The following is a 21307-nucleotide window of genomic DNA, read 5'->3' as shown; positions in this document are numbered from 1 at the left end:
TCTATTGGATTTCTTCCAATTGCAATAGGTATAGCCGTGCCGTTACCTGAGCCGTTTTGACAATTCGTTGAGCAATTTCCTGAGTCATCCACTCAGCATTGATTAAGGAATTCAGTTTGCCAATGTGTGATTCATCATTTTCGCTGTGATAAGCCAGAAAAGAGACCTGATCATCTCGCAGATGCAGCGTTTCCTTAATTTGTTCTGCCCATTTACCTGCCAGGTTATTACCCAACCCTTCAATAATGAACATACTGCCAATCAAATCCACTGGATTTTCCCGTGACGCTTGATGGAAGATGAACGCCGACAGTGCTTCGCTGCCAATGTTCTTCTCAGCATTGACAATATCTTCCAGCGCTCCCCCAACCGAAACGTAGTTGCGTTCCAGCATTTGAAAGTCGCGGTGTTCATCCTGGGCATGACCAATAAACAGCGATCGCAACCGAAAATCCGTCATATTGGAAGCCGCCCGGGCAATCCAGCGGGCACCTTCCACCACCTGAGGACGCAGGTTGCGCAGGAGTGCCTGGTAATCCTCCACGGTAAATTCACCCCGATGCAGTTTCCGCACAATTGGCACCGAGCGGATCTTACGCTCAAACTCCAGCCAGGTGAGGGCGAGTTGGTGCAGGAGGTAGGAAGAGGAAGTGGGGAGGGGGGAGGGGGGAGTTGAGAGTTGAGAGTTGAGAGTTGAGAGTTGAGAATTGGGGAGTGAAGAGTTTTCTCTTATCTCCTCTGCTCCCGTGTTCCTCTGCTCTTCAGATCCCTCAGATCCGACACCTGACACCTGACACCTGACATCTGACACCTCCCCTACAACCGTCAACATCATATACGCCGTTGTAAACCGTCCGCTTTCGGGAACAAAGCAGAAAATCTTCTGTCCGGGTTGCAACTTGCCGGAGTGGAAGAGTTCTTCCAGCATCAGATAAATGGCGGCGCAGCCGGTGTTTCCGCGGGTATAGAGGTTGGTGAACCATTTCTCTTCAGGAATCATGCAGCCTGCTTTTTCGAGCAGTTCTACGATTTGTCCCCGGAAGAAGTGGGAGGAGTAGTGGCAGAGTAACCAGTCAATTTCATCGGGACGAACGCGACCGAGTTCGATTAGCTTGAGCCAGCCTTCTACCCCCAGTTTGATGACATTGTCCAGTAAGCGAATGTTTTGGCGCAGGTTAATCACTCCAGCTTCGGCAGCAGCGGAGTAAGAGGGATAATCCATCCAGCTTTTTTGAGCAGACTCATTTTCGGTTCCGGCATACATGCAGACCGGGTAGGCGTTGGCGTGGGAAACCAGTTCAATCCACTCGACTTTAAGGCTGATGCCAGTTGAGTTGGGATGGTCCTGAATCAGGAAGGCACCGGCACCATCAGAGAGCATCCAGCGGAGAAATTCGGTGTCAAAACTAAGGGGTTTTCTGGCTCTGATGCTGGCTTCGGCTTCAAAGTGGGTGTGTTTGAATAGGCGAGAAGGTTGTTCGGAGGCAACGGCGATCGCCGTCCGCTTTTCCCCCAACTTCACTTGGGAAAAGGCATACTTCAACGATGCGACTCCCGCACAGCAAACCCCCATATTGGTGATGGCTTCTAGGGGTGACAGTTCGGGCAGTTCCCCATGCACCATACTGGCAAATCCAGGAACGAGCAGATCTGCCCAACTGGTTCCGGCACAGAGTAGATCAATGGCAGACGGTTCTAAGTTCACTTGAGCGAGTGCATCTCGAATCGCATTAGCTGCCATCTGGCTATTGAGATAGGTGGTTTGTTGATTTTGATCCAATGCATAGTAGCGTTGCTGAATGCCATTGCTTTTGAGAATCCGGTTTTTGACCTTGGAAGGGCGATCGTTGACTTTACCTAAATACGCCTCCATCTGGTCATTGGCGATCGGATTTCCAGGCAAAAACTTACCGATGCTGTTAATAAACACACCGTGCATGATTGTTCCTCTTGAATTGTGATAAGTGGTTGATTTCGGACAGCGGAATGGGACCGGCTGGAGAGTTGAGAGTCGAGAGTTGGGGAATGTCAAATTGTTTGTGGCAATTCTGAAGAGGGAGTCGAGGGAGTCAAAGTTTCAAGGGGATCGAGGCACTGTTCTCAGGACATACCCAAGAGTTGAGAGTCTCTGATTAGTAAGCCCCATCTTGGTAACGAGAAACACTCCTCTCCAACAACTAACAACTAACTCCTCACTCCTCTCCCCTCACTCCTCTCCTCTTAAAAGCGATAGTTGCGATCGCGCACCCACAAACTAACCGGCACACTATTTCCCTGGGCATCAACTTTGACATCGACAACAAATGCTTGCCGTTGCGGTTGAGGTTGACCTGGGCGTTGTTGAGGCTGTCCCGGTTGCCGTTGCACCTGACTAATTTCGGCGTTTAACTGATTTCGCTGATCTTCTGGCATGTAATACGTTTCTAAGCCGTAGATCACCTGCCAGCGATCGAACTCTCCCCTCAATGCCACCTGGTTATCTGCCAGATCAGTGGGACGTTTGGCGCTGACTCGAACAGGTTTCCACGGAGTGGGAGGGGTGGTGTTGGCAGACTGGGGAGCTTCCAGCACCACATAAAGGCTGGAGCGTTCATAGGGTAGGCGAGAGTCAAAAAATTCCTTTCCACCGGGGAGCTTTTTCAAATCATCCGGTCTGGAGATGGTGTAGCTGAGGGTTTGGGAATAGCCGCGCAACAGATCATAGGGATCGACTGGAACGGTTTGCAGGGTAATTGGAGTGCCTGTGATGGAGGTGTAGGCATCCTGAGCCGGAATCGCCACGATCAAGGCAGACTGAAACACGAGTGGCACCCAAAATCGCCATGACGGAGTCCGTCGAGGTAATGGTTTCACGTTCTGAACATCCGGCTCCACTTCTGGACCTTTTTCTGGAAGGGTTTCTGGAGCCGTTGCTGGAACCAAGGATGACGGCGATTCTGGTTCAGAATTAGGGTCGAGGGGAGAATGGGAAGTCATGGTGTGCCCTCCTGGGATGAAGTCGCGGGAAGTGCTGTTTTAGCAGGTTTGAGATTCCGTTCAAAATAGAGACCGGCAGCAATAACACCTACACCGCACAAGACAAAGACAAACGCTTTCAACAACAGAGCGGTGTCATATTCCAGCATTCGACTCAGAATACCCAGCACCAGAAGCGACATGCCTCCCCAGAAGGTGCGCCGTGTGCCCAACGCCAGCCCATCCCGAATCAGGGCGATCGCCAGCAGAAACAGCATCAGGTTGACCAGAAAGGGCGCAATGATTGGCAAGGGTTGCACACTGGTATGCCAGAAGAACACCACAGCCGTGAGGATGGTAAAGACCGCGATCGCGCCGTTATTCACCGACTTTTCCTGAAACAAGCTCAGGTATCGCAACCGATAACCCAGACGCAACCATCCGAGTATGGTCAGAGCCAGAAACAGGAACACATCCAGGTAACGCCAGAGTTGCCAGACCCAGGCATCACTGGAGGGGGAAAGGACCTCTCTGCCCCAGAGCCAGTGAAACGAGAAGACGTAGAACACAATGCTGAGAAACCAGACAGACAGACTGCGGGCGATCGCGGAAAAGGGATCAACGGAAGCGGAAACAGGGGAAGCGACACGACTGCCGGACGGTCTCGAAAATCGCCAGAGATTGCTGTCATAAGCCCACAGCAGGGCAGGAGGTAGAGCAAAGGCGATCGCGACCAACCATCCCGCCTCCCGGTACTGCCAGAGAGAAGAGGGGCGAATACCAAACACAAAGAAAGTTGCAAAGGCAATGCCACTCAGGCAGAAGATGAGGCGCGATCGACACCAGTACGCCAGAGGCACAAAAATTAGACTGGCAATTAACGCCATGTAGGGCATGACTGCTCCTAGCCACGATGCCTCCTGGGAAAAGCTGCTACTGAACCACCAGACCCAATAACTAATAAACAACAGAATCCATGCCAGGACACCCAGAGACACGAGCCGCAGACTATACGCCATTGCCACTACACCCAGTCCCCAGACGAAATAGAGTTCAAATACGGCTCCACTCTGGTGAAACATTTGAGACATCAGTGCCATATTTGCACCCAGAATCAATGCCCCCGTTAGTAGCAAACCATGTCCCAAACGCTGCAAACTCCTGCCAGTAGAAGGTTTTCGCCATAGGTAAAACCCGGCAACATTCACTCCAACGAACAAACTGATCAACAGAAACACTCGAAACTCCCGTGACCATTCCTGCCAGTTTGCGGCAACAAAGGTGATCACCCCCAAGCCCAGGAGAATTCCCCCTAAGCTGAGCAAAATCGTGACAAAGCGATTGCTAGCAGAGGCTTCAATCTCATCCAGTTGATAGCGGTCTGATAAGCGTTGGTAGAACGAGGCATCAATCAGTCCTTCCTGCCACCATTTCTCTGCCTCCTGGCGCAACTGGCGACGAAAATTTTCAGTAACCATAGTGGCTCCTCATAGCTGGCTCCTTAATAGCTGGCTACTTCTTAAACGGATCATATTCTGCCAACAGTTTCTCTAGCTTTGCTTCATCTACACGGTTCAGCACTTTGTTCGATTCATGAATATCTCGTAACGTTTTAGAAAGGCTAACGGTAGAGCCAACAGAAAACAGCAGCCCCATACTGAGGTAGCCTTTTATCCAATTATCAGCCGGAAGGTAAAGAATCCCGATCGCTGTTGCAAATATTGAAATTGTGAACGAAGCCCAGGATTGAAAGATCCAGGCGGAACTGTGGAATTGGGTTGGGTTGAGCTTTGTCATAGTCCATCTCAAAGCAAGTCATGTTTGGGCAACGAATAAGAATTGCAAACTAAACTCTGACGATCTGGTAATCAACACACCGTGCATTGAAAAAGTCTATTGTGGAAGAAATTCGCGATCAAAAACAGTCAGAAATCTCTGAAGCATTGCTATTTCTCTCAGACGTTGCGATCTGAAATAAATAGTATTTATCTAGCAGAGGTTACGCGATCGCCAGCCGATCCTACAGCCTGAAATTGATAACTTATCTTCGATCAATGAAGCACTCAAGGTAACACCGAAGAGTCTGAAGGTAAGCCTTAAACTTTCCACTCAGTCACCAAAACAAATTGAAATAACGAAAGGTTGGTGACTGATAAATTCAGTGTTAGACCTCGTTGTTTCTAGACAATGACTAACAGGAATTGCCAACTGTCCACCGTCATCCTTGTGCCACTTTTAACAAGTGGTACGGAACAAACTGCTGAAAGGAGCGTCCAGGCGAGATTTGAGATGGATTTAGAGGACAGATTCAATGGACAGATCAAATTCCGTTTTTGTAGTCGAAGGGCAACCCCTTACTCTGCGAGAAGGACTCGATCGCTACTACCAGGCAAACCCCGACTTTGTGCAGAATCAAGACCTGTGGGTGGGGCGAATGCGAATTCCCTGGTGCGACATGCAACGCCACGACATCATGCACATTGTCACAGGCTACAGCACCAAACTGGATCAAGAACTTCAGTTAATTGGTTTCCTGTTAACTGCCCTCACCTGGCGACGACCCTGGTACTACTACGCTCAAAGCTTCGTTGTCTTTTTAGAACTCCTATGGCAATCTATCCGAGGCAAATCCTGGGGAACCCGTTATTTCAATCCTGTGCAGGTCTGCCAACTGTACATCAGGGGAGTGAGACAGGGATTCACCGTTCGCAAGAAAATTAATGCTTACATTGACCCTGAAACCGTGTTGGATAGGAAGCTGGAATCTCTAAGAGAAGAGTATGGGATTCAGAATGCAGGTGCGTGGGATTGAGGAGAATTGAAAGTTGAAAGTTGAAAGTTGAGAGTTAGGAGGGGGAGTTGAGAGTTGAAAGTTGGGAGTTTGCAGTTGAGGCAATGTCCACAAATAATGAAGATGATCAGGTAACAAAAGTTAGAATAAAAGTTTTTCTAGTTCCAGAACTAAGGGGGCTGTCAGCATTTTCAATTTCTTCTATGACGGCTTTGATTCTCACAAGCAATTCTTCATCTCGAATTTTGCCAAGATCCTTTTCAAAGCTTTTTCTAAACTCAACTTTCACGCTTTTGGCTCCAGCAGTTGAAAGATAGAATCGCGGCTAGTTAGTTCGGTTGTTTCTCCCTCTGCGATCGCCCATTCCATTGCCACATCTTCAATCAGTTCTGCCAAAAATTCAGAAACTTCTTCACGGTTGTCCCGAAGTAACTCGATGATTGCGCTTTTCAAAATCTCCTTGAGTTGATCTGGGTTCAGAGTAATATCAGACATTGTTCCTCCAGTTTTATAGTTTGATTCCTAACACTTCAAGTTGCTGATTAATCCAAGCCGTTGCCGTCGCTTCATCAGTTTCTATCGCCCGTTCTACTCCTGTTTTAGCAACCTCTAGCAGTTGTTTGGACTGCTCCTGCTTTTGGTGAAACGCTTCAACCTTGTTCTAATTTTTCGTTGAATAGAATCAGCGCGATCACCCAGCTCTCTTGTAGTCAGCGATCGCCCAGCTCTCTTGTAGTCAGCGATCGCCCGCCTTTTAGGTTGGGTTACTGAGGAAGAAGTTGAAAGTTGCAAATTGAGAGTTCAAAGTTGCCCTCAGCCCCCCCTGCTCCTCAGCCCCCCCTCCTTTCTCCCCTCCCCCACCACTTAAACAGTCCCGGTGTAACCAACCCTTGCGGAAAGAAAATCGTACCAAACACAATCAGCAAACCGAAGATAATCAACCGCCCATCTCGCAGAAATTGGGAAAGCCAGAGGGGCAGCCCTGGGATGTCGGCTAGTGCCCGTAACACTTCTGGCAGGGCAGTAAACACCATGCCGCCTAGCACCGGTCCCAGATAGGTGCGAGAACCCCCGATTAAAACAAAAGTCAGGTAAACAATGCTGGCATCAAAGGTTCCCTGTCGGGCATTCCAGGTATTAAGGAAATGGGCACTCAGGGCACCCACCAGACCTGCCAGGATGGCACCTAACGTAAATGCCAGCACTTTGAAATAGGTGGGATTAATCCCCATTGCATCAGCAGCCAGTTCATCTTCCCGAATGGCGATGAAGGCACGCCCAACCCGAATATTTTCCAAACGGTAAACGAACACCATACTGAGTGCTAGCAAGGGAAAGGCAATCCACAAATACCCGATCGCCGTTTGAAACGGTTGTGGTATGCCAAAAATCCCAATAGCCCCTCCGGTAATCTCCAGGTTGAGTGCCAGAATCCGTAGAATTTCAACGAAAGCAATGGTAGCGATCGCCAGGTAAATCCCCCGTAACCTCAGCGCTGGAACACCCACCGCGATTCCTAACAACCCTGAAAGCACTCCAGCAATTAACATCTCTAGCAAAACCAGAGGAACCGGAAATAAATCACCTGCTGGAATCTTGAACACCTGAGTCGAAAGAATTGCCGCAATGTAACCGCCTAGCGCGTAAAAACCTGGACTCGCCAGGGAAAGCTGTCCTGCCATTAATGGCAAATACAATGACAACCCCAGAATTGCCCCCAGCAACATTGAGACGAACAGGAACCCGTAGGTGTTTAGAAAATCAGCCACTCTAACCGTTCTCAACGTAGATTATTTAGACATTACCCTGTTTTTGCTTGTCGAAGTCTCGTCAAACAGAACCACCGGATTTTCACCCCTACAATAGAAACTTTCTCTGCGAGGGGTGCGCTGGCAAATCTACACAGCACTTATGGCAGATGTGGGAGACGACCGAGACACGACTACGAGAAATTTTGCCCATCGCCAGATTATTAAGATGATGCAAAATGTAATAGTTTTGTAAAAACTTGTAAACAAGATCGACAAAACTAGCTTCCTTCGGAGAGTTTGTTACTTTTTTACATTCCTGACGTAAACTTTGTGCAACAGGATATCATGGAGTGCCCTGGAAATTTCTGAGATTAAAATCATCAGCTTTTCCAAATCCCAAAACTTCAGGTAAGGCTTGTTCCAGCCTGAATCGTTTGGGTTTGTTTCACTTAAAAGCCTATCCGCAAAACCAAATCGCTAAAGCTTAAGAACCAAAACGATTTTAGATTTGCTTTCTGAGTGATGGGGGCGCTATTTCCTGGGAAACCTGATTTATATAGGATGGGTTAGTCGCTTCTAATTAAGATGGATTAGTGGCTCCGTTTAAGCCCACCTCCGCCAAGCACTAGTCAGAGGTTACGCTGTGACTTCTCAGAAGGACCAGATTCAAGGACTGATTGCAGACATTGATGGAGTTCTCCAAAAGACAACTCCCCGTCTACCCTGGGTGATGTCGGGTGAGGTCACCCAACAGCGCCAGACGTTAGAGCGTGTTCGTAACTATCTGGTTGCCCTCCAGCGACGGATGGCAATCCAAGATAACTATGGGCAGCCAGAAGCTAGAGCCGATCTGCTTGCCCATGATATCTCCTATCAATCTGCCCAGCCGACGCAAGGGGGGGTGGCTCAGGATGTAGAGCCTGCGGTAACGGCACAGCAAATGTTGCAAACGGTGGTGCAGGAGATGAGCTACCTGCGAACGAACTTGATGCAGCCGCTCCAGTCCGATCTAGATAAGCTGCGGCAACAGCGAGAGTCTCTGGTCCAGGAAATTCAGCAGCTAGAAGCACAGCGGCAGGGGTATGCCGTGCTGCAACCCCAGGTCAACCAACAGCAAGCGATTAATGATTTTTTGCAGACATTGATGGGGCGGCTTCAGGAAACCCTACCGCAACAAATCGCCCAGGCTCTAGCAGGGGCGGCTAATCCATCCCTGCCCTATAACGCGAATCCATCTCTGGCAGGTTCCTTTCCACCTCAAGAGGGGCAATCCACTCAACCAACAACCGATCGCCTCATCCTCAATCTGGACTCGACCCTGAAATTGATTTTTGAGTCCCTAGAGCGGAATGTGCAGGCATACCAGGAATCTCTGACTCAGGGATTAGATCGGATGCATGGGCTGGGGCAGCAGGGCGAGATGATGTTTACGGCACTGATTAATCATCTGGCACAGCAGTTGGGGCGAGAAGCCTCTTCTTACTTGCAGTCTTCTAAACAGTTTGTTGAGTTGGATGCGGCATCCCCTACTGGACAGGACGCCACAACCCGACAGCCAGCGAGTACACCCAGTCAAAATATCCAAACCCCTGCGCCTGCTGACTTAGCAGACCATGATCGGGGGGTATCTCCGCCGGTTTCAGAAGATGCGATCGAGAATTTCATGTTGCCCTATCCAGGGGCAGAAATTCCTCGATCGGAAGCCTCTGAGGCGGCGGTTCCGGTTGAGTTTGACCTGGAACCGCCCTCGACGATGTCTGTCGATGCGGCGATCGATGCCTGGTTAAAATCTGCCAACGCTGCGAGTGGCATTAGCCTGGAAGACCAGGACACCTCGGATCCGAATTTGCCCGGTTTGAACTTGACCGAACTAGATCTGAATCAAATCGATCTAAACCAAATTGAGACCCAGGATCTTGAAGCCCTTCTGGAAACGGACACTGGCTCAGACACCGGATATTTCGCAGCAGAAGCAGAGCCGTTGGCTGAAACCTTTCCGCTCAGTGAACCGTCACCGGATGTGGAGGCAAGCACTGAAGATATTGATGCTGCCCTCAAACTCCTGGAACAGTTAAGCTCCGAACTGCAAGATGACTCAGCCGTGCTCTCTCTAGAAGATGCAGACGCTGAGATTGACCGGATGCTAAACAGCCCATCGGCTACTGGTGAAGTGGGGGGAGATGCAGCCTATGCCATCGATTCTGAAAGAATTCCCGACGATGCCCGTGATGAACTGGATGAATTCTACGAAAGCTTGTTTGGTCCAGAGGCAGGATTGGATCAATCCCCCGTAGTGGATGAATTGGCGATCGCCCAAACACCCGCCCAATTAGAAACCCAAGAGCCTTTGGCGGATGCAGCTCCAGACCCTACCCTGGGCTGGGATCTGTTTCCTGATGACTCATCTCTCAGTGATCTATCTACCGATGACCCGTCTGCCAGTACTGAAGACTACTCTGAAGCGATCGCACTTGAGGAGAGGGGGGCGATCGAAGGTTGGACTGAACCAACCCCTGCCTTTGAAGCAGAGGAAACCCTATCGCCGCCTGCGGGTAGAGATCAGATCAGTCGGCTGACCGATTTGTTTGAAGATGTCACCTCTAGTGAAGGCTTGCTGCCAGAGTCAGGACAGGTGGCTGGTTTAGACAGTACGGCTTTAGTCGAAGGTCAAATACCAGGGATTGGGGATCCTCAGCTAGACCTTAACCTGGGGCTTGACCAGGGGGAATTACATGAAACGGAAGATTCCTATCCACCAGCCTCTCCTGATGAAGATTTATTAGGGCTGGACGAGTCTTCTGGTCAGTCCAACGTTGGACTATGGCTCGACGATCTTACCTTAAGCGGCTTAAGCGAAGACCTTTCCAGTTTTGAAGAGGGAGTGGGGCAGTTTACTCCTTTGCCAGAAGTTGAGCGAATTTCTGCGGTAGACGAGCCAAGTCTGGCTGACTGGAGCATGGAAGCAGCTCAGACCCCAGGTGAGGAGATTTCTCTGCAAGATCTGGTAGCCTCCCTGACAGGGGAAACTCCTACTCTAGAGATTGATTCCGAGGAGTCTTTCCCACGGTCTGAACGGATCGCAAGCGTACCGACCCTGGAAGGGATGGATGATCTGTTTGGAGATTTGCCCCCGGTTCCATCGGTCACGCCTGTTCCCCCACCAGCCTTACTTTCGATTGACGAAGCTGGTTCGTTTACCCTGGAAGGATTGGGGGATTTGTTTGCCGATACATCCACTGAACCAACCGTCAATCCGGTATCACCACCTGGTTCTACACCTCAAGTTGATGCGTTGGTAATGCCTGACTCTTCTGAGTCAGAATCGCTGTTGATAGATGATTTACTGTCAATGGCAACCCCCTCTCGATTGCAGGTTTCAGCACCCATTGAAGCGCCCGCTACCTTCACGCTAGAAGGAATGGATGACTTGTTTGAGGATGTGCCCGCTGTGGTAGATCCTGGGTCGATACCTGCTGCTGGATCTGAAATTCTAGATCTTCCCACTGGGCTGAATCAGCCAGTCCCCTTCACCCTGGAGGGATTGAACGATCTATTTGCCGATACGCCTGCCGCAGAATCGCCTGCCACAGAGTCGCCTGCTCCTGCCGCCACGGTTATTCCAGATCGCCTAGATGCCTTGACCCTGGAAGGAATGGACGATTTGTTCACAGATGCTCTGCCAGTGGGGTTTGCCGCTGTTCCGGAACCAACCCCATCCGGGATTCCCTCCGATCAGCCGACCAGTTTTACCCTGGAACAGATGGGGGATGTGTTTACGGAGGTGCCCCCGGGCGGACTGGCTGAACCCGCGATCGCCCCCCCGATGCCAACCAATCAGCCCACCAGCTTTACGCTGGAGCAAATGGGTGATGTTTTTGTCGAAGTCCCTCTAGAAAGCGCTCCTCCTGCTTCAGAACCGCCCGTTTCTGCCCCAGTGGCTGAGATTGAATCCCCTGCCGCTTTTAGTCTGGAGCAGGTCGGTGACCTGTTCATGGAAATTCCAGCTTCATCGGAATCTTTCATGGCTGATGCGATCGTAGAGACCCCTGAAGCCTTTAGCCTTGAGCAAGTGGGTGATCTTTTCCTGGAGGTGCCTCTGTCGGAAAACTCTCCTGCGGCACCTTCAGCGCCTTCGGCTGCGGCACCTACGGGGATTCCTCCCCAGGTGCCCGAAAAAAAAAAGAAGACGATCTAGTCGAAAGTCTTCCGGTGGGGGCTTCGGTTCATCCTCCGGCGGATCTTCAACCGGCAGTTCCTCAAGAAGATCGCCCAGAAAGCCAGGGGGAAACAATTCTTGATTTTGATCCAACGGCTGAAACTATAGTCTCCTCGGAACTACCCGCCTCTGAAACCAGCGAACTTGAAAAAGAGCAGATTCCTGCCCTTCCACCCAGGCTTACCCACAGGCGTAGGCGCTGGTACCTGGGAATTGATTTTGGGACAGTCGGGATTGCCGCTACTTTGCTAGATAGTGACACATGCCAACTGCACGAAATTTTGTGGCAGGGGGTGGAACCGGATGGATCATCCATGCCCCTACTGCGGTTGCCCGCGATCGCCTATCTCTCTGCCGACCAACTGAACCAGGCACCGGAGCCACCGATGGCGATCGGTGATCTTGCCCTCAAAGCGAAAACGGCGATGGCAGACTACCCCAGTGCTGGACTATTGCTCAGTCACCTGCGCCATTCCCTGACCATTACAGTGCCCTACCGATCTGCTCAGAAACCAGTTTGGGAACCTGTTTTGCAGTGGTCTGATACTCAGTCCATTCCCCTGATATGGGTGCAGCAGTCAGTCACGGCGCTATTGGCAACACTCCGAGCGAACGCGCCCGATCGCCCATCCCCTGTAACTGCCGAGGGATTATCATCCGATCAACTTCAAACAGCCCTGGCTGAACTGGCAGGTGTGATTCTGGGTTGTCCTACAGGCTGGTCTGATACTTATCGATTTAATCTCCGGGAGGCAGTGTTATCGGCTGGGTTGGTGGCAAACCCGGCACAGATCTTCTTTATCGAAGATGCGATCTCCGCCCTCCTCTACAACCTGCCGGCCAACAACGAACCCACCTCTGGTCAAAGACAACCAGTTTCTCTTCAGGGCAATCTCTTCGTTTTAAATGCTGGGGCAGCCTTTACAGAACTATTGCTGGTAGACCTGCCCCCCGATCCACAGACGCTGAACCGGGAAGACTTTTTCCTCCGTAGTCTCGCCTATGGGGGGAATGGGATTGATCAGGACATTATTTGCCAGCTTCTCTATCCCTCTGCCTGGGGTTGGCGAAACCTGGGATCGCCCAGCCTGGATTTGCCTCTGCCCGGTGAACCAGATCTGCCCACCCGTCACCTATTCCAGCAACGGTTACGCAGCAACGAGTTGGGGCAAAGTCTGGTCAGAATTGCTAAACAGCTAAAGCTCGCCTTGCAGCGCGAAGACACTGCTACTTTCAACCTTAGCGATCGCCAGTGGAGCGTAACCCAGCAAGACTTTTATAGTCGGGTGATGGCTCCCTACATCCAAATTATTAATCGGGAGATTAATACCCTGTTAGCCGAGACTGGCATTACGGTGCAATCAGTCCAGCAGGTTCTCTGCACAGGGGGGACAGCATCTAATCCGGCGATCGCCCACTGGCTGAAGCAGAAGTTTCCAAATGCTAAGTTCCTGCAAGATGCCAGTCACTCAAAGGCAGCCAGCCGCCGCATTGCAACAGGGCTGGCAAAACTGCCCCTCTATCCCCAACTGCTGGACGCGACCCGCCACCAGTATGACGACTACTTCCTCTTAAGAGAACTCCTGCGAACGTTACCCGATGATCCGCTACCGCTGGGACGCATCCTCCAACTGCTTGAAACTCAGGGGATCAATACTCAAACCACACAGACAGCGATTCTCAAACTTTTAGAGGGGCAGCTTCCAACCGGTTTGGTCCCTGCCAAACCAGACTCTGCGTTACTAACTCCAGATTCCAAGCGGAATGCAAAGTATCAGATGCTGATGGCTGCGCCTGCTTTTTTTCAGGAAAGGAACCAGGTATATCGTCTCAATCCTGACCTGGGCGACGCTCTCTGGCAATATCTATCCATGATTCTGGATGAAACCCACCAAACCTTGGAAGAGCCACTGGCGCTTGAGTTAGGGATTGAGGCTGTAATTTGAGGATGAATGTGAAACAATGGCTCGGTGCGACAAACTTTGTTCCGTCCGCACCAATGCCGTTATGGGAGGACGAGCGCCCTATCTATGGAGATTAGACTAAAAAGTAGTATTGTCGCGAAAACTTGACATGGATGCCCTGATTCAAGAACTTGATATTAAACTCCGTCAAGCTGTACCGCCACAGCAAAGAACGAAGCCAGTTAACGCCTCAAATCAGCGGCGGCAGAAAGCTTTGCCACCTCACTGGCGGCTTTCGTCCGTCCGCTGCGTTTGAATTGTTAAACCGTGCTTTGGAGATAAGCTGACAACTTCTCTTCCTCCTTCTGCTTGCTTTCTCCGCCAATCTGCGAACATCGCATCCAAATCGTAGTTAAAGGATTTGGCGTGTTCTTCACGGATCTTATGAATTTCATCTAAAATTTCATCCTGCCACATCGCTCAATCCAACAAATAAACCCAGCGGTCTAACTAATAATTTACAACTTTGGCAAAGATTACTTCAATCTTGATTCAGCGGACTTGAGCATGGTCTGTGCCTCAGAATAGACGGTTGTGCCCGGTCGCACTTTTTTTAGCACAACCACAATTCGCTGGAGTTGCCCCACTTGGGAGGGCGTGAGTGAGGTTGCCCGATCGGGAATCGATGCATATAAGCTCTCTCGTCGGCTGAGTGCTTCTTCATACGCCTGAACTGAGGACTGTTCAGTTTTTTGACGAATGCGGGCGTTCCCTAAACTTCTTTCGTAAGTTGCCAGCAGCTTTTGGGCTTCCAGATAGTTGGGATCCTGTTCGCGCACCTGCTGGAGACGGTCAATGGCTTTTCTCCAGAGGTTCTGAATTTCCTCCCACTCGGCGGCACTGGGGATAGATCCTGTCTCCGCCTGCTGAGCGGTTTTGGCAAATTCTTTGGATGCTTCGATCAGGTTTCCCGTGCGGGCAGTTCCTGTTGCCAGCCCAGACGCGGTTTGAAAATCTCGTTCGTAAGCTGCCAGCTTGGGTTGCACCATTCGTCCTGCCAGGGTTTCAGGGGGAATCTGCTGCATCTGGTCTACAGCCTGTTGCCATTGGGCGATCGCAGCCCCTCGCTTGGCTGCATCCCCAGCCGTCTGCTGATACTGCTGTTTTGCATTCGCCGCCGCTTGATCTGCTTGACTTAGCTGAGTTTGAGCATTTTGCTCCTGGAACAGTCGGGCTTCCATGCGTCCAACCTGCTTACGGGCACCCTGGAACTCATCTAACGTAAACCTCCAGCCACAGCGGAACCAGCTACAGTACAAGCTGGGGTAGTAACCCAAAAACCAGACAGGTAAGGCATCCAGGCTTTTCTGTGCTCCTTTCAGCTTGGTTGCCCCCAGGTCTAAATCAACCGGACTGGTTGCCTGATTGATCAGCTGATCTGCTTGCTCAGTCAGAGAAATTGCCTGTCGATAGTGGTGATCCATACTGATGTAGCTGGGTAAAAGCACAAAAGGAATCGTTCGTGCGACCGGATAGCGGATCATGGGGTAGGGCAGATTCAAGAACCAGACTGCACCCACCGTACTAACGAGGGCGATCGTTCCCCCTTTGATCAGGTTCCAGGTGGGGGAGGGTGGGCAATTGGCACGGGCGGCGGCTTTCAACACTTTTTTGTTGAAGTCAGGAAACAAATCGTCTACGGTATCGCACAGTTCTTCAAAGGAGAGGGGAGTCCCCGGTTGCGTTCGTAGCCGCTCCCAGCGTTTCAGCGCGATTTCCCGCTGCACCTGAACGGCAAAGTCGTCTTTGCCATATTTCAGAACTTCAGCTTTTAGGATGTCAAATGCCTGCTTGTTCAGTCGGAACATAATTCAGAATTCAGGTTACTTAACTGAGTGTTCCCCGCTCAGAGGATGTTTTAATGGCGATCGCCCTAGCCGTTAATACACCGCCTGTCAGGTTTCTTCCGCATGAAACAGGCAACTGAACGGTGGCAGAAAAGCTTAACTTTTGTTCATAATTTTGGAAGCACCCTATTTGATTGGTGGTCTGTCTATGGCTTCGCTTCCGCCCGGAAATTTCGGTCTACCCTTCGTTGGTGAGACTTTACAACTGCTGCTTGATCCGGACTTTGCGATCAAACGTTTCCAGAAGTATGGTTCGATTTTCAAAACGCGCATTTTGGGCAGGCAGGCAGTGTTCATGGCAGGACCAGAAGCCGCCGAATTAATCCTTTCCAGCCAGATGGACTGTTTTACCTGGCGAGATGGGTGGCCCCAAAGTTTCAAGATTCTGTTGGGGCAGTCCCTTTTTGTTCAGGAAGGAGAAGAACATCGGCGTAATCGGAAGTTAATGATGCCTGCCTTTCATGGTGCGGCTCTGGCGCGCTACATGACCGCGATCGCATCCATCACCCAGACCTACCTGCAACGGTGGGAAGCCAAACAGGAGTTGATCTGGTACAACGAGTTCAAGCAATTGACCTTTGACATCGCCAGCCGCATTTTTCTGGGCAGTGACCCTGGGGAAGATACGGCACGCTTGAGCCAGTTATTCACGACCCTGACGAATGGCTTGTTTGGCACCGGGTTAAAAAAGGCGATCGCTGCCCGTAACGAACTCCTCGATTACCTGACCCAGGTGATTCAGAATCGGCAGCAAAACCCCACGGATGATGCTCTCAGTCTGCTAATTCAGGCACGGGACGAAAATGGCGATTCTCTCTCGCTTGAGGAAATCCGCGCTCAGGCGATGCTGCTCCTGTTTGCCGGACACGAAACCACCACTGCCATGCTGACCTGGACCTGTCTGGAACTTGCCCGCCACCCTGACATACTGAAACGTGCTCGCACTGAGCAGTTCCGCCTTCTAGACCTGTCTACTGCCTCTGTCCCTCAGCACCCCCTCTCCCCTTCCCTGCCTCCCCCTACCCTTACCCTGGAGCAGTTTGGCAATATGCCCTATCTGGAGCAGGTTTTGAATGAAATAGAGCGGCTTCATCCTCCCGTAGCCGGTGGGTTTCGAGGGGTAGTTAAACCATTTGAGTTTCAGGGCTATCAGGTGCCTGCTGGCTGGCTGGTGCAATACTCGATTTTGCAAACTCAGCGATCGCCAGAAGTCTACACAAACCCGGAGCAGTTCGACCCCGATCGCTTCAGCCCAGAACGGCAGGAGGCAAAACAAAAGCCCTTTAGCTTGATTGGCTTTGGCGGTGGTCCCCGCATCTGTTTGGGAATCGCCTTTGCTAAGTTAGAGATGAAAATTGTGATGACGTACCTGCTGCGGGATTATGAGTGGGAACTGCTGCCCAATCAAAATTTAGACCCAAAGGTGATTCCTACCAGACAACCGAAAGATGGGTTGAAAGTGAACTTCAGGAGAAGAAAGTAATGCCTGTTATGGTTCCGATTCCGGTAAAAACTCAGGATGCAAAACCTGATTAAGGGTATAGGGGCAAAGCTCTGGAAAGATTGGTTCACCTAACTGAGTTTCTCGAATTGCCAGTGCCAGACCCAATTCGTAGGCAACCAGAAAAATTTCCTCCAGATAGGGCTTTAAACTAGGGCTATCCTTCAAAAGAAGTTTAATTTGAATCCGTTGTTCTCGAATAGTGCCCAGCCAGCTATTACTCCGGTTCTCGGACTGGAACTGCCACTTCAGCAAATGGCCTAGCAAAACTCCCAAACGATTCCTCAATTCTTGCCGTTCCTTTCTGCCCAACGTTTCAATTTCCTCAATCAAGTGAACAGTGTCTAATTGCTCCCACTGATGAGATTTGAGGAGATCAATCTGTTCTTGAGTCCAGGCATAAAAATCGGTTTCGTAGAGAGGAGCAATATTCATTGTTCTCACACCTCTTTAATGATTTGTGGTTCCAGATTCCAGAATTGGCACTAACTTTAGCCCAAACTCTGATTCAAAGGCTCCCTTTTTCAGATTGAGACTCCATAGTTCCAGGGCGCAATCATCGTCTGGGTAGTGTGTTTCAAGTAGCAGGTGAAATTCGCCCTGGTCGGGTTGATGTTGGCTGGTAATTTGCTGAATCGCACCAATTTGGCGGCGATCGAGTGCCACGGCAAGACGAAGTAAGGCACTGAGTTGATCGACCATCCGTCGATGTTTTTTGCTGGTTAGATTGCGGTAGCTTTCGTGCTTCTTTCTAGGAGAACTCTTGCGGTGATAGCGGGCAAGGTTGGCAATGGTTTCCACTTCAGTTTCGGTGAAACCGAGCAGTTCGCCGTTGCGAATCAGGTAGTAAGAGTGCTTGTGGTGAGAAGAGTGACTGACATGGTGCCCGCAATTATGCAAAATCGCCGCTGCCCAGAGTAGTTCGCGCTCCTCTTCACCCCAGTCATGCAGAATTCCGTGGCTCTGGTCAAACAGGCTGAGGGCAAATTCTGCAACCCGCTCGCTGTAAGTCACGTTAACCCGATACTTTTGGGCAGTTTTGATGACGCTGCGCTGGCGCACTGAACTTTGATAGCGGAGACGGTCTTCAATCAATCCGTGGGTCAGCATCCAGTCAACAATCACCCCTTCCCGCAGCGATCGCTCACAAATCACAATCGATTCTGTTCCCAGCAGCGTCATTGCCTCTTGCAGAATCAGTGCCCCCGCCAGAATAATTTCGGAGCGGCGATCGCTCATACCGGGAACTTCAGAGCGTTCGTCACAGGTTAACTTCCGTAGGCGGTTGACGGTATCCTTCAAGTCTTTCAGCGTAAAACTGTATCCATTTAGCGGGTTGGGTACAATGCCCTGAGTTTCGCGGGCGTGAATGGTTGCTAAGGTTTCAATCGTGCCAGAAGTACCGACTAGGCGAGGCTGTTCATCGGGACCCAGATGCATTTGGATTTCATCGACTGAGCGCTCCAGCGTTCCCCGGATGTATGCCTGGAGAGTCTGAAATTCGCTGTTACTGATCGGATCCGTCGTAATGTATTCAGCCGTCAGGCGGACGGCTCCAACCTTGGTACTGCTGAGGGTGCGCGGTTCCTGTCCGTCTCCCAAAACCAGCTCGGTTGAGCCACCCCCAATATCAATGATGATGTGAGGTTGCTGGTTAAACTCCATTCCCGACAGAACGCCAAGGTAGATGCGGCGGGCTTCTTCAGGACCAGAGATCAGGTTAATCCAGAGTCCCAGTTCTGCTTCAACCCGTTTCAGAAAATCCCGTCCGTTTGGGGCTTCCCGCACAGCACTGGTGGCAACCGCGATCACCTGCTCCACATTCAGACTTTTAGAAATTTCCTGGCAACGCTGGAGAGCAGCGATCGCCCGTTCCATTGCCTCTGGGGTCAGGTTGCCGGTTTGTCGATCGCGATCGCCCAAGCGCACTGTCGTCTTATCTTTAGCAATGATGGTGAAAGCAGGGAGGGTTGGCTGAACTTTAACGACAACCATGTGGATCGAGTTTGTCCCCACATCAATTGCAGCTAGAGTCCGCTCTTGGTCTACAGCCATCGTAGGGATACTCGTCAACGCTTTTTTAATTTTTTGAACAGAGCTAACCATTCGATTTATAGGATGGGATGCCTTACCAGACTTCATACGGCTATTGTTTCCCATCCTATTTGTACACCCCTGTGGGTTCACTTCAGCTATCAATTTCTTTCAACACATCTGCCGTCGGGAAATCAGGACGTTTGGCAGGCGGAGCCAGGGTATTGCCCGTTACCCTTCTCTATGGCTACTGACAACGATTTACGCGAGAATTGATAATAGAGTAGGTTCTGATTCCGAATTGTCCCATTTGCGGTTTGAATCTATTTAGTTAGGAGAGGCAGAATGTCTCTTAAAAGCCTGTCCGACTGAAAACGTTCCTAAATTTAGTGCTGGGCTTTGGCAGTGAAGGCTTTTCGGATAGGCTTTTAAAGCCCTGGACAGTGCCTCTCAATTCATCAGGAGTTTTGGTTCATGAAAGTTGGTTTGCAGCCTGCTTTGAGTGATGCGAATGTGGATGCTGCTCAGCCGATGAGCCAGCGTCAGCTTGCAGTCTCAATATCAGCAATTCCAGAGGAAATGGGGCGCGATGTGCCGCTCAACCTGTGTCTGATTCTAGATCACAGTGGTTCAATGGGGGGTCGCCCCCTAGAGATGGTGAAACAGGCAGCCCATCGGATTGTGGATCGGCTTTCGTCGGGCGATCGCCTCTCCATCGTCGCATTTGACCACAAAGCAAAGGTATTGGTCCACAACCAGACGATTGATAATCCTGCCAGTGTGAAGCTGCAAATCAATCAGATCAAGGCAGGGGGCGGCACTGCGATTGATGAAGGGTTGAGATTGGGGGTTGAGGAACTGGCAAAGGCAAAGCGAGATACCATCTCCCAGGCATTTTTGCTGACGGATGGGGAAAATGAGCACGGTGATAATGATCGCTGCCTGAAACTGGCAAAACTCGCGGCTGACTACAATCTGACGGTCAACACCCTCGGCTTTGGCGATGCCTGGAACCAGGATGTGTTAGAACGAATTGCAGATGCGGGCGGTGGCAGTCTCTCTTATATTCAGCAGCCTGAAGAGGCAGTCGGTGAGTTTGCCCGGCTATTTACGCGGATTCAGTCTGTTGGGTTGACCAATGCCCATCTCCAACTATCGTTGATGCCCAACGTGCGGCTGGCGGAGATGAAACCCATTGCCCAGGTCTACCCAGATACGATTGAGCTACAGGCGATTCAGGAAGCAGGGCACTACGTGGTGCGATTGGGCGACTTGATGGTGGATGTGCCTCGAATTGTGCTGACAAATCTTTACTTAAATCAGTTACCTGAAGGGTTGCAGACCATCGCCTACCTTCAGATCCGCTATGATGACCCAGCCTATGCCAGGGAAGGGTTACTTTCCGAAAAGATTCCGGTCACTGCCAACTTCATTAGTCCCTATCAGCCGTCACCTGACCCTAAGGTACAACAGCATGTCTTGGCGTTAGCAAAATACCGACAAACCCAGATTGCCGAAACAAAGCTACAGATGGGCGATCGCGTAGGAGCTGCCACCATGCTGCAAACCGCTGCCAAAACCGCGCTTCAGATGGGCGACCAGGGTGCAGCCACCGTCCTACAAAACAACGCTACCCGGCTCCAGTCTGGGGAAAATCTGTCAGAAGCCGATCGCAAACAGACGCGGATTGTTTCAAAAACCACCTTGCAGGGTGGATAAGCGACCATTAAAACCTTCTACTGATTGAGGGTGTTGCTGATTTTGGGTATGAATTGAGAGTTGTATGAATTGAAACGAAGTTTCAATTCATACTGCTACTCAGCACCACCATTGATTGGGTCAATAGGGTAATGCAACTTAGAGGTCAGAACTGTGTATGCGTCCGAAAGTACCTGAACTGCTCTTGCTTTTTTATCTCTTTCTGCCGAAATGGGGGATAGGTGCAATGGCTGCTCAAGTAATTCTGTCTCAAATTAAAGCCATCTACGCCGCCCAACAAGCCGAGAAGCAATTGAGCTTAGATCTAGATAATGACAATGCTGCATCATTTCAAGATTTTCTACTTGCCCTTTGGTTTGATCCGAGCAATACGGCAGCTTATGGTTACTTTGGGCTGTTTACCGCTCTTCAAAATGGAGAGATTACGGCTAATGGTTCTACCCCTGAACACTGAAATCAGGACTTCTCCATCCGCAAATCAGCCATGATCTGCACTCGTTAAAACTGAACAATCCATCTCCTAGATGAT

Annotated in this window: 17 protein-coding genes; 6 read left to right on the top strand and 11 right to left on the bottom strand. The window is 50.6% G+C overall.

Going from position 1 to position 21307, the window contains the following annotated elements:
• Position 1: 1 nt before the first annotated feature.
• From AC1S52_RS28285 to AC1S52_RS28270, 4 genes are all read right to left on the bottom strand, one after another.
• A complete protein-coding gene (locus AC1S52_RS28285; RefSeq protein ID WP_482032391.1) occupies positions 2 to 1939 on the bottom strand; it encodes a StlD/DarB family beta-ketosynthase in 1938 nt (645 codons plus the stop codon).
• Positions 1940 to 2220: 281 nt separating this feature from the next.
• Positions 2221 to 2976: a GDYXXLXY domain-containing protein gene (locus tag AC1S52_RS28280; RefSeq protein WP_482032390.1), complete on the bottom strand. Its 756-nt coding sequence runs from the start codon at positions 2974 to 2976 to the stop codon at positions 2221 to 2223.
• Positions 2973 to 4433: a DUF2157 domain-containing protein gene (locus AC1S52_RS28275; protein WP_482032389.1), complete on the bottom strand. Its 1461-nt coding sequence runs from the start codon at positions 4431 to 4433 to the stop codon at positions 2973 to 2975. Before AC1S52_RS28275 ends, AC1S52_RS28280 begins: the two co-directional genes overlap by 4 nt.
• 34 nt (positions 4434 to 4467) lie before the next feature.
• Positions 4468 to 4752, bottom strand: coding sequence for a YiaA/YiaB family inner membrane protein (locus tag AC1S52_RS28270; protein WP_482032388.1), 285 nt, complete (start codon positions 4750 to 4752; stop codon positions 4468 to 4470).
• A 514-nt stretch (positions 4753 to 5266) separates the two neighbouring features.
• Here AC1S52_RS28270 and AC1S52_RS28265 point away from each other — a divergent pair.
• A complete protein-coding gene (locus AC1S52_RS28265; RefSeq protein WP_482032387.1) occupies positions 5267 to 5767 on the top strand; it encodes a hypothetical protein in 501 nt (166 codons plus the stop codon).
• A 106-nt stretch (positions 5768 to 5873) separates the two neighbouring features.
• Here AC1S52_RS28265 and AC1S52_RS28260 read toward each other — a convergent pair whose 3' ends face one another.
• The 3 genes from AC1S52_RS28260 to AC1S52_RS28250 form a co-directional block, all read right to left on the bottom strand.
• Positions 5874 to 6035 (bottom strand): hypothetical protein, encoded by a 162-nt coding sequence (locus tag AC1S52_RS28260; RefSeq protein ID WP_482032386.1) that lies wholly within the window; start codon positions 6033 to 6035, stop codon positions 5874 to 5876.
• Positions 6032 to 6241 carry a hypothetical protein gene (locus AC1S52_RS28255; RefSeq protein ID WP_482032385.1) on the bottom strand — a complete coding sequence of 70 codons (210 nt, stop codon included), beginning with the start codon at positions 6239 to 6241 and terminating at the stop codon, positions 6032 to 6034. The genes AC1S52_RS28260 and AC1S52_RS28255 overlap by 4 nt, the downstream gene beginning before the upstream one ends.
• Positions 6242 to 6576: 335 nt before the next feature.
• Entirely contained in the window at positions 6577 to 7515 is a 939-nt protein-coding gene (locus AC1S52_RS28250) for a branched-chain amino acid ABC transporter permease (RefSeq protein WP_482032384.1), read from the bottom strand.
• A gap of 625 nt (positions 7516 to 8140) precedes the next feature.
• Between AC1S52_RS28250 and AC1S52_RS28245 the strand changes: the two genes are divergently transcribed.
• Together AC1S52_RS28245 and AC1S52_RS28240 are read left to right on the top strand one after the other, a co-directional pair.
• Positions 8141 to 11692, top strand: coding sequence for a hypothetical protein (locus AC1S52_RS28245; protein WP_482032383.1), 3552 nt, complete (start codon positions 8141 to 8143; stop codon positions 11690 to 11692).
• A 14-nt stretch (positions 11693 to 11706) separates the two neighbouring features.
• Positions 11707 to 13659 carry a hypothetical protein gene (locus AC1S52_RS28240; protein WP_482032382.1) on the top strand — a complete coding sequence of 651 codons (1953 nt, stop codon included), beginning with the start codon at positions 11707 to 11709 and terminating at the stop codon, positions 13657 to 13659.
• A 240-nt stretch (positions 13660 to 13899) separates the two neighbouring features.
• Here the strand turns inward: AC1S52_RS28240 and AC1S52_RS28235 are convergent, their stop codons facing one another.
• Positions 13900 to 14094 (bottom strand): hypothetical protein, encoded by a 195-nt coding sequence (locus AC1S52_RS28235; protein WP_482032381.1) that lies wholly within the window; start codon positions 14092 to 14094, stop codon positions 13900 to 13902.
• 59 nt (positions 14095 to 14153) lie between these two features.
• Positions 14154 to 15485: a tetratricopeptide repeat protein gene (locus AC1S52_RS28230; protein ID WP_482032380.1), complete on the bottom strand. Its 1332-nt coding sequence runs from the start codon at positions 15483 to 15485 to the stop codon at positions 14154 to 14156.
• A gap of 187 nt (positions 15486 to 15672) precedes the next feature.
• Here AC1S52_RS28230 and AC1S52_RS28225 point away from each other — a divergent pair, with 187 nt between their 5' ends.
• A complete protein-coding gene (locus AC1S52_RS28225; RefSeq protein WP_482032379.1) occupies positions 15673 to 17007 on the top strand; it encodes a cytochrome P450 in 1335 nt (444 codons plus the stop codon).
• A 6-nt stretch (positions 17008 to 17013) separates the two neighbouring features.
• Here the strand turns inward: AC1S52_RS28225 and AC1S52_RS28220 are convergent, their stop codons facing one another.
• Positions 17014 to 17460, bottom strand: coding sequence for a DUF29 domain-containing protein (locus AC1S52_RS28220; RefSeq protein WP_482032378.1), 447 nt, complete (start codon positions 17458 to 17460; stop codon positions 17014 to 17016).
• Between the two features lie 15 nt (positions 17461 to 17475).
• Complete coding sequence (locus AC1S52_RS28215; RefSeq protein WP_482032377.1) at positions 17476 to 19080, bottom strand: Ppx/GppA phosphatase family protein; 1605 nt, start codon at positions 19078 to 19080, stop codon at positions 17476 to 17478.
• A 453-nt stretch (positions 19081 to 19533) separates the two neighbouring features.
• Here AC1S52_RS28215 and AC1S52_RS28210 point away from each other — a divergent pair, with 453 nt between their 5' ends.
• Both AC1S52_RS28210 and AC1S52_RS28205 read left to right on the top strand, forming a co-directional pair.
• Positions 19534 to 20778 (top strand): vWA domain-containing protein, encoded by a 1245-nt coding sequence (locus AC1S52_RS28210; protein WP_482032376.1) that lies wholly within the window; start codon positions 19534 to 19536, stop codon positions 20776 to 20778.
• A gap of 226 nt (positions 20779 to 21004) precedes the next feature.
• Entirely contained in the window at positions 21005 to 21232 is a 228-nt protein-coding gene (locus tag AC1S52_RS28205) for a hypothetical protein (protein WP_482032375.1), read from the top strand.
• The last annotated feature ends 75 nt before the right edge of the window (positions 21233 to 21307 follow it).

The organism is Kovacikia sp. CALU 1929, from assembly GCF_056784235.1.
This window is presented reverse-complemented; position numbering and strand designations above follow the sequence as displayed.

Excerpts from the sequence above, each read along its gene's own strand:
- AC1S52_RS28285 (WP_482032391.1), bottom strand. The coding sequence starts at position 1,939 with ATGCACGGTGTGTTTATTAACAGCATCGGTAAGTTTTTGCCTGGAAAT.
- AC1S52_RS28280 (WP_482032390.1), bottom strand. The coding sequence starts at position 2,976 with ATGACTTCCCATTCTCCCCTCGACCCTAATTCTGAACCAGAATCGCCG.
- AC1S52_RS28275 (WP_482032389.1), bottom strand. The coding sequence starts at position 4,433 with ATGGTTACTGAAAATTTTCGTCGCCAGTTGCGCCAGGAGGCAGAGAAA.
- AC1S52_RS28270 (WP_482032388.1), bottom strand. The coding sequence starts at position 4,752 with ATGACAAAGCTCAACCCAACCCAATTCCACAGTTCCGCCTGGATCTTT.
- AC1S52_RS28265 (WP_482032387.1), top strand. The coding sequence starts at position 5,267 with ATGGACAGATCAAATTCCGTTTTTGTAGTCGAAGGGCAACCCCTTACT.
- AC1S52_RS28255 (WP_482032385.1), bottom strand. The coding sequence starts at position 6,241 with ATGTCTGATATTACTCTGAACCCAGATCAACTCAAGGAGATTTTGAAA.
- AC1S52_RS28235 (WP_482032381.1), bottom strand. The coding sequence starts at position 14,094 with ATGTGGCAGGATGAAATTTTAGATGAAATTCATAAGATCCGTGAAGAA.
- AC1S52_RS28230 (WP_482032380.1), bottom strand. The coding sequence starts at position 15,485 with ATGTTCCGACTGAACAAGCAGGCATTTGACATCCTAAAAGCTGAAGTT.
- AC1S52_RS28225 (WP_482032379.1), top strand. The coding sequence starts at position 15,673 with ATGGCTTCGCTTCCGCCCGGAAATTTCGGTCTACCCTTCGTTGGTGAG.
- AC1S52_RS28220 (WP_482032378.1), bottom strand. The coding sequence starts at position 17,460 with ATGAATATTGCTCCTCTCTACGAAACCGATTTTTATGCCTGGACTCAA.
- AC1S52_RS28215 (WP_482032377.1), bottom strand. The coding sequence starts at position 19,080 with ATGGCTGTAGACCAAGAGCGGACTCTAGCTGCAATTGATGTGGGGACA.
- AC1S52_RS28210 (WP_482032376.1), top strand. The coding sequence starts at position 19,534 with ATGAAAGTTGGTTTGCAGCCTGCTTTGAGTGATGCGAATGTGGATGCT.
- AC1S52_RS28205 (WP_482032375.1), top strand. The coding sequence starts at position 21,005 with ATGGCTGCTCAAGTAATTCTGTCTCAAATTAAAGCCATCTACGCCGCC.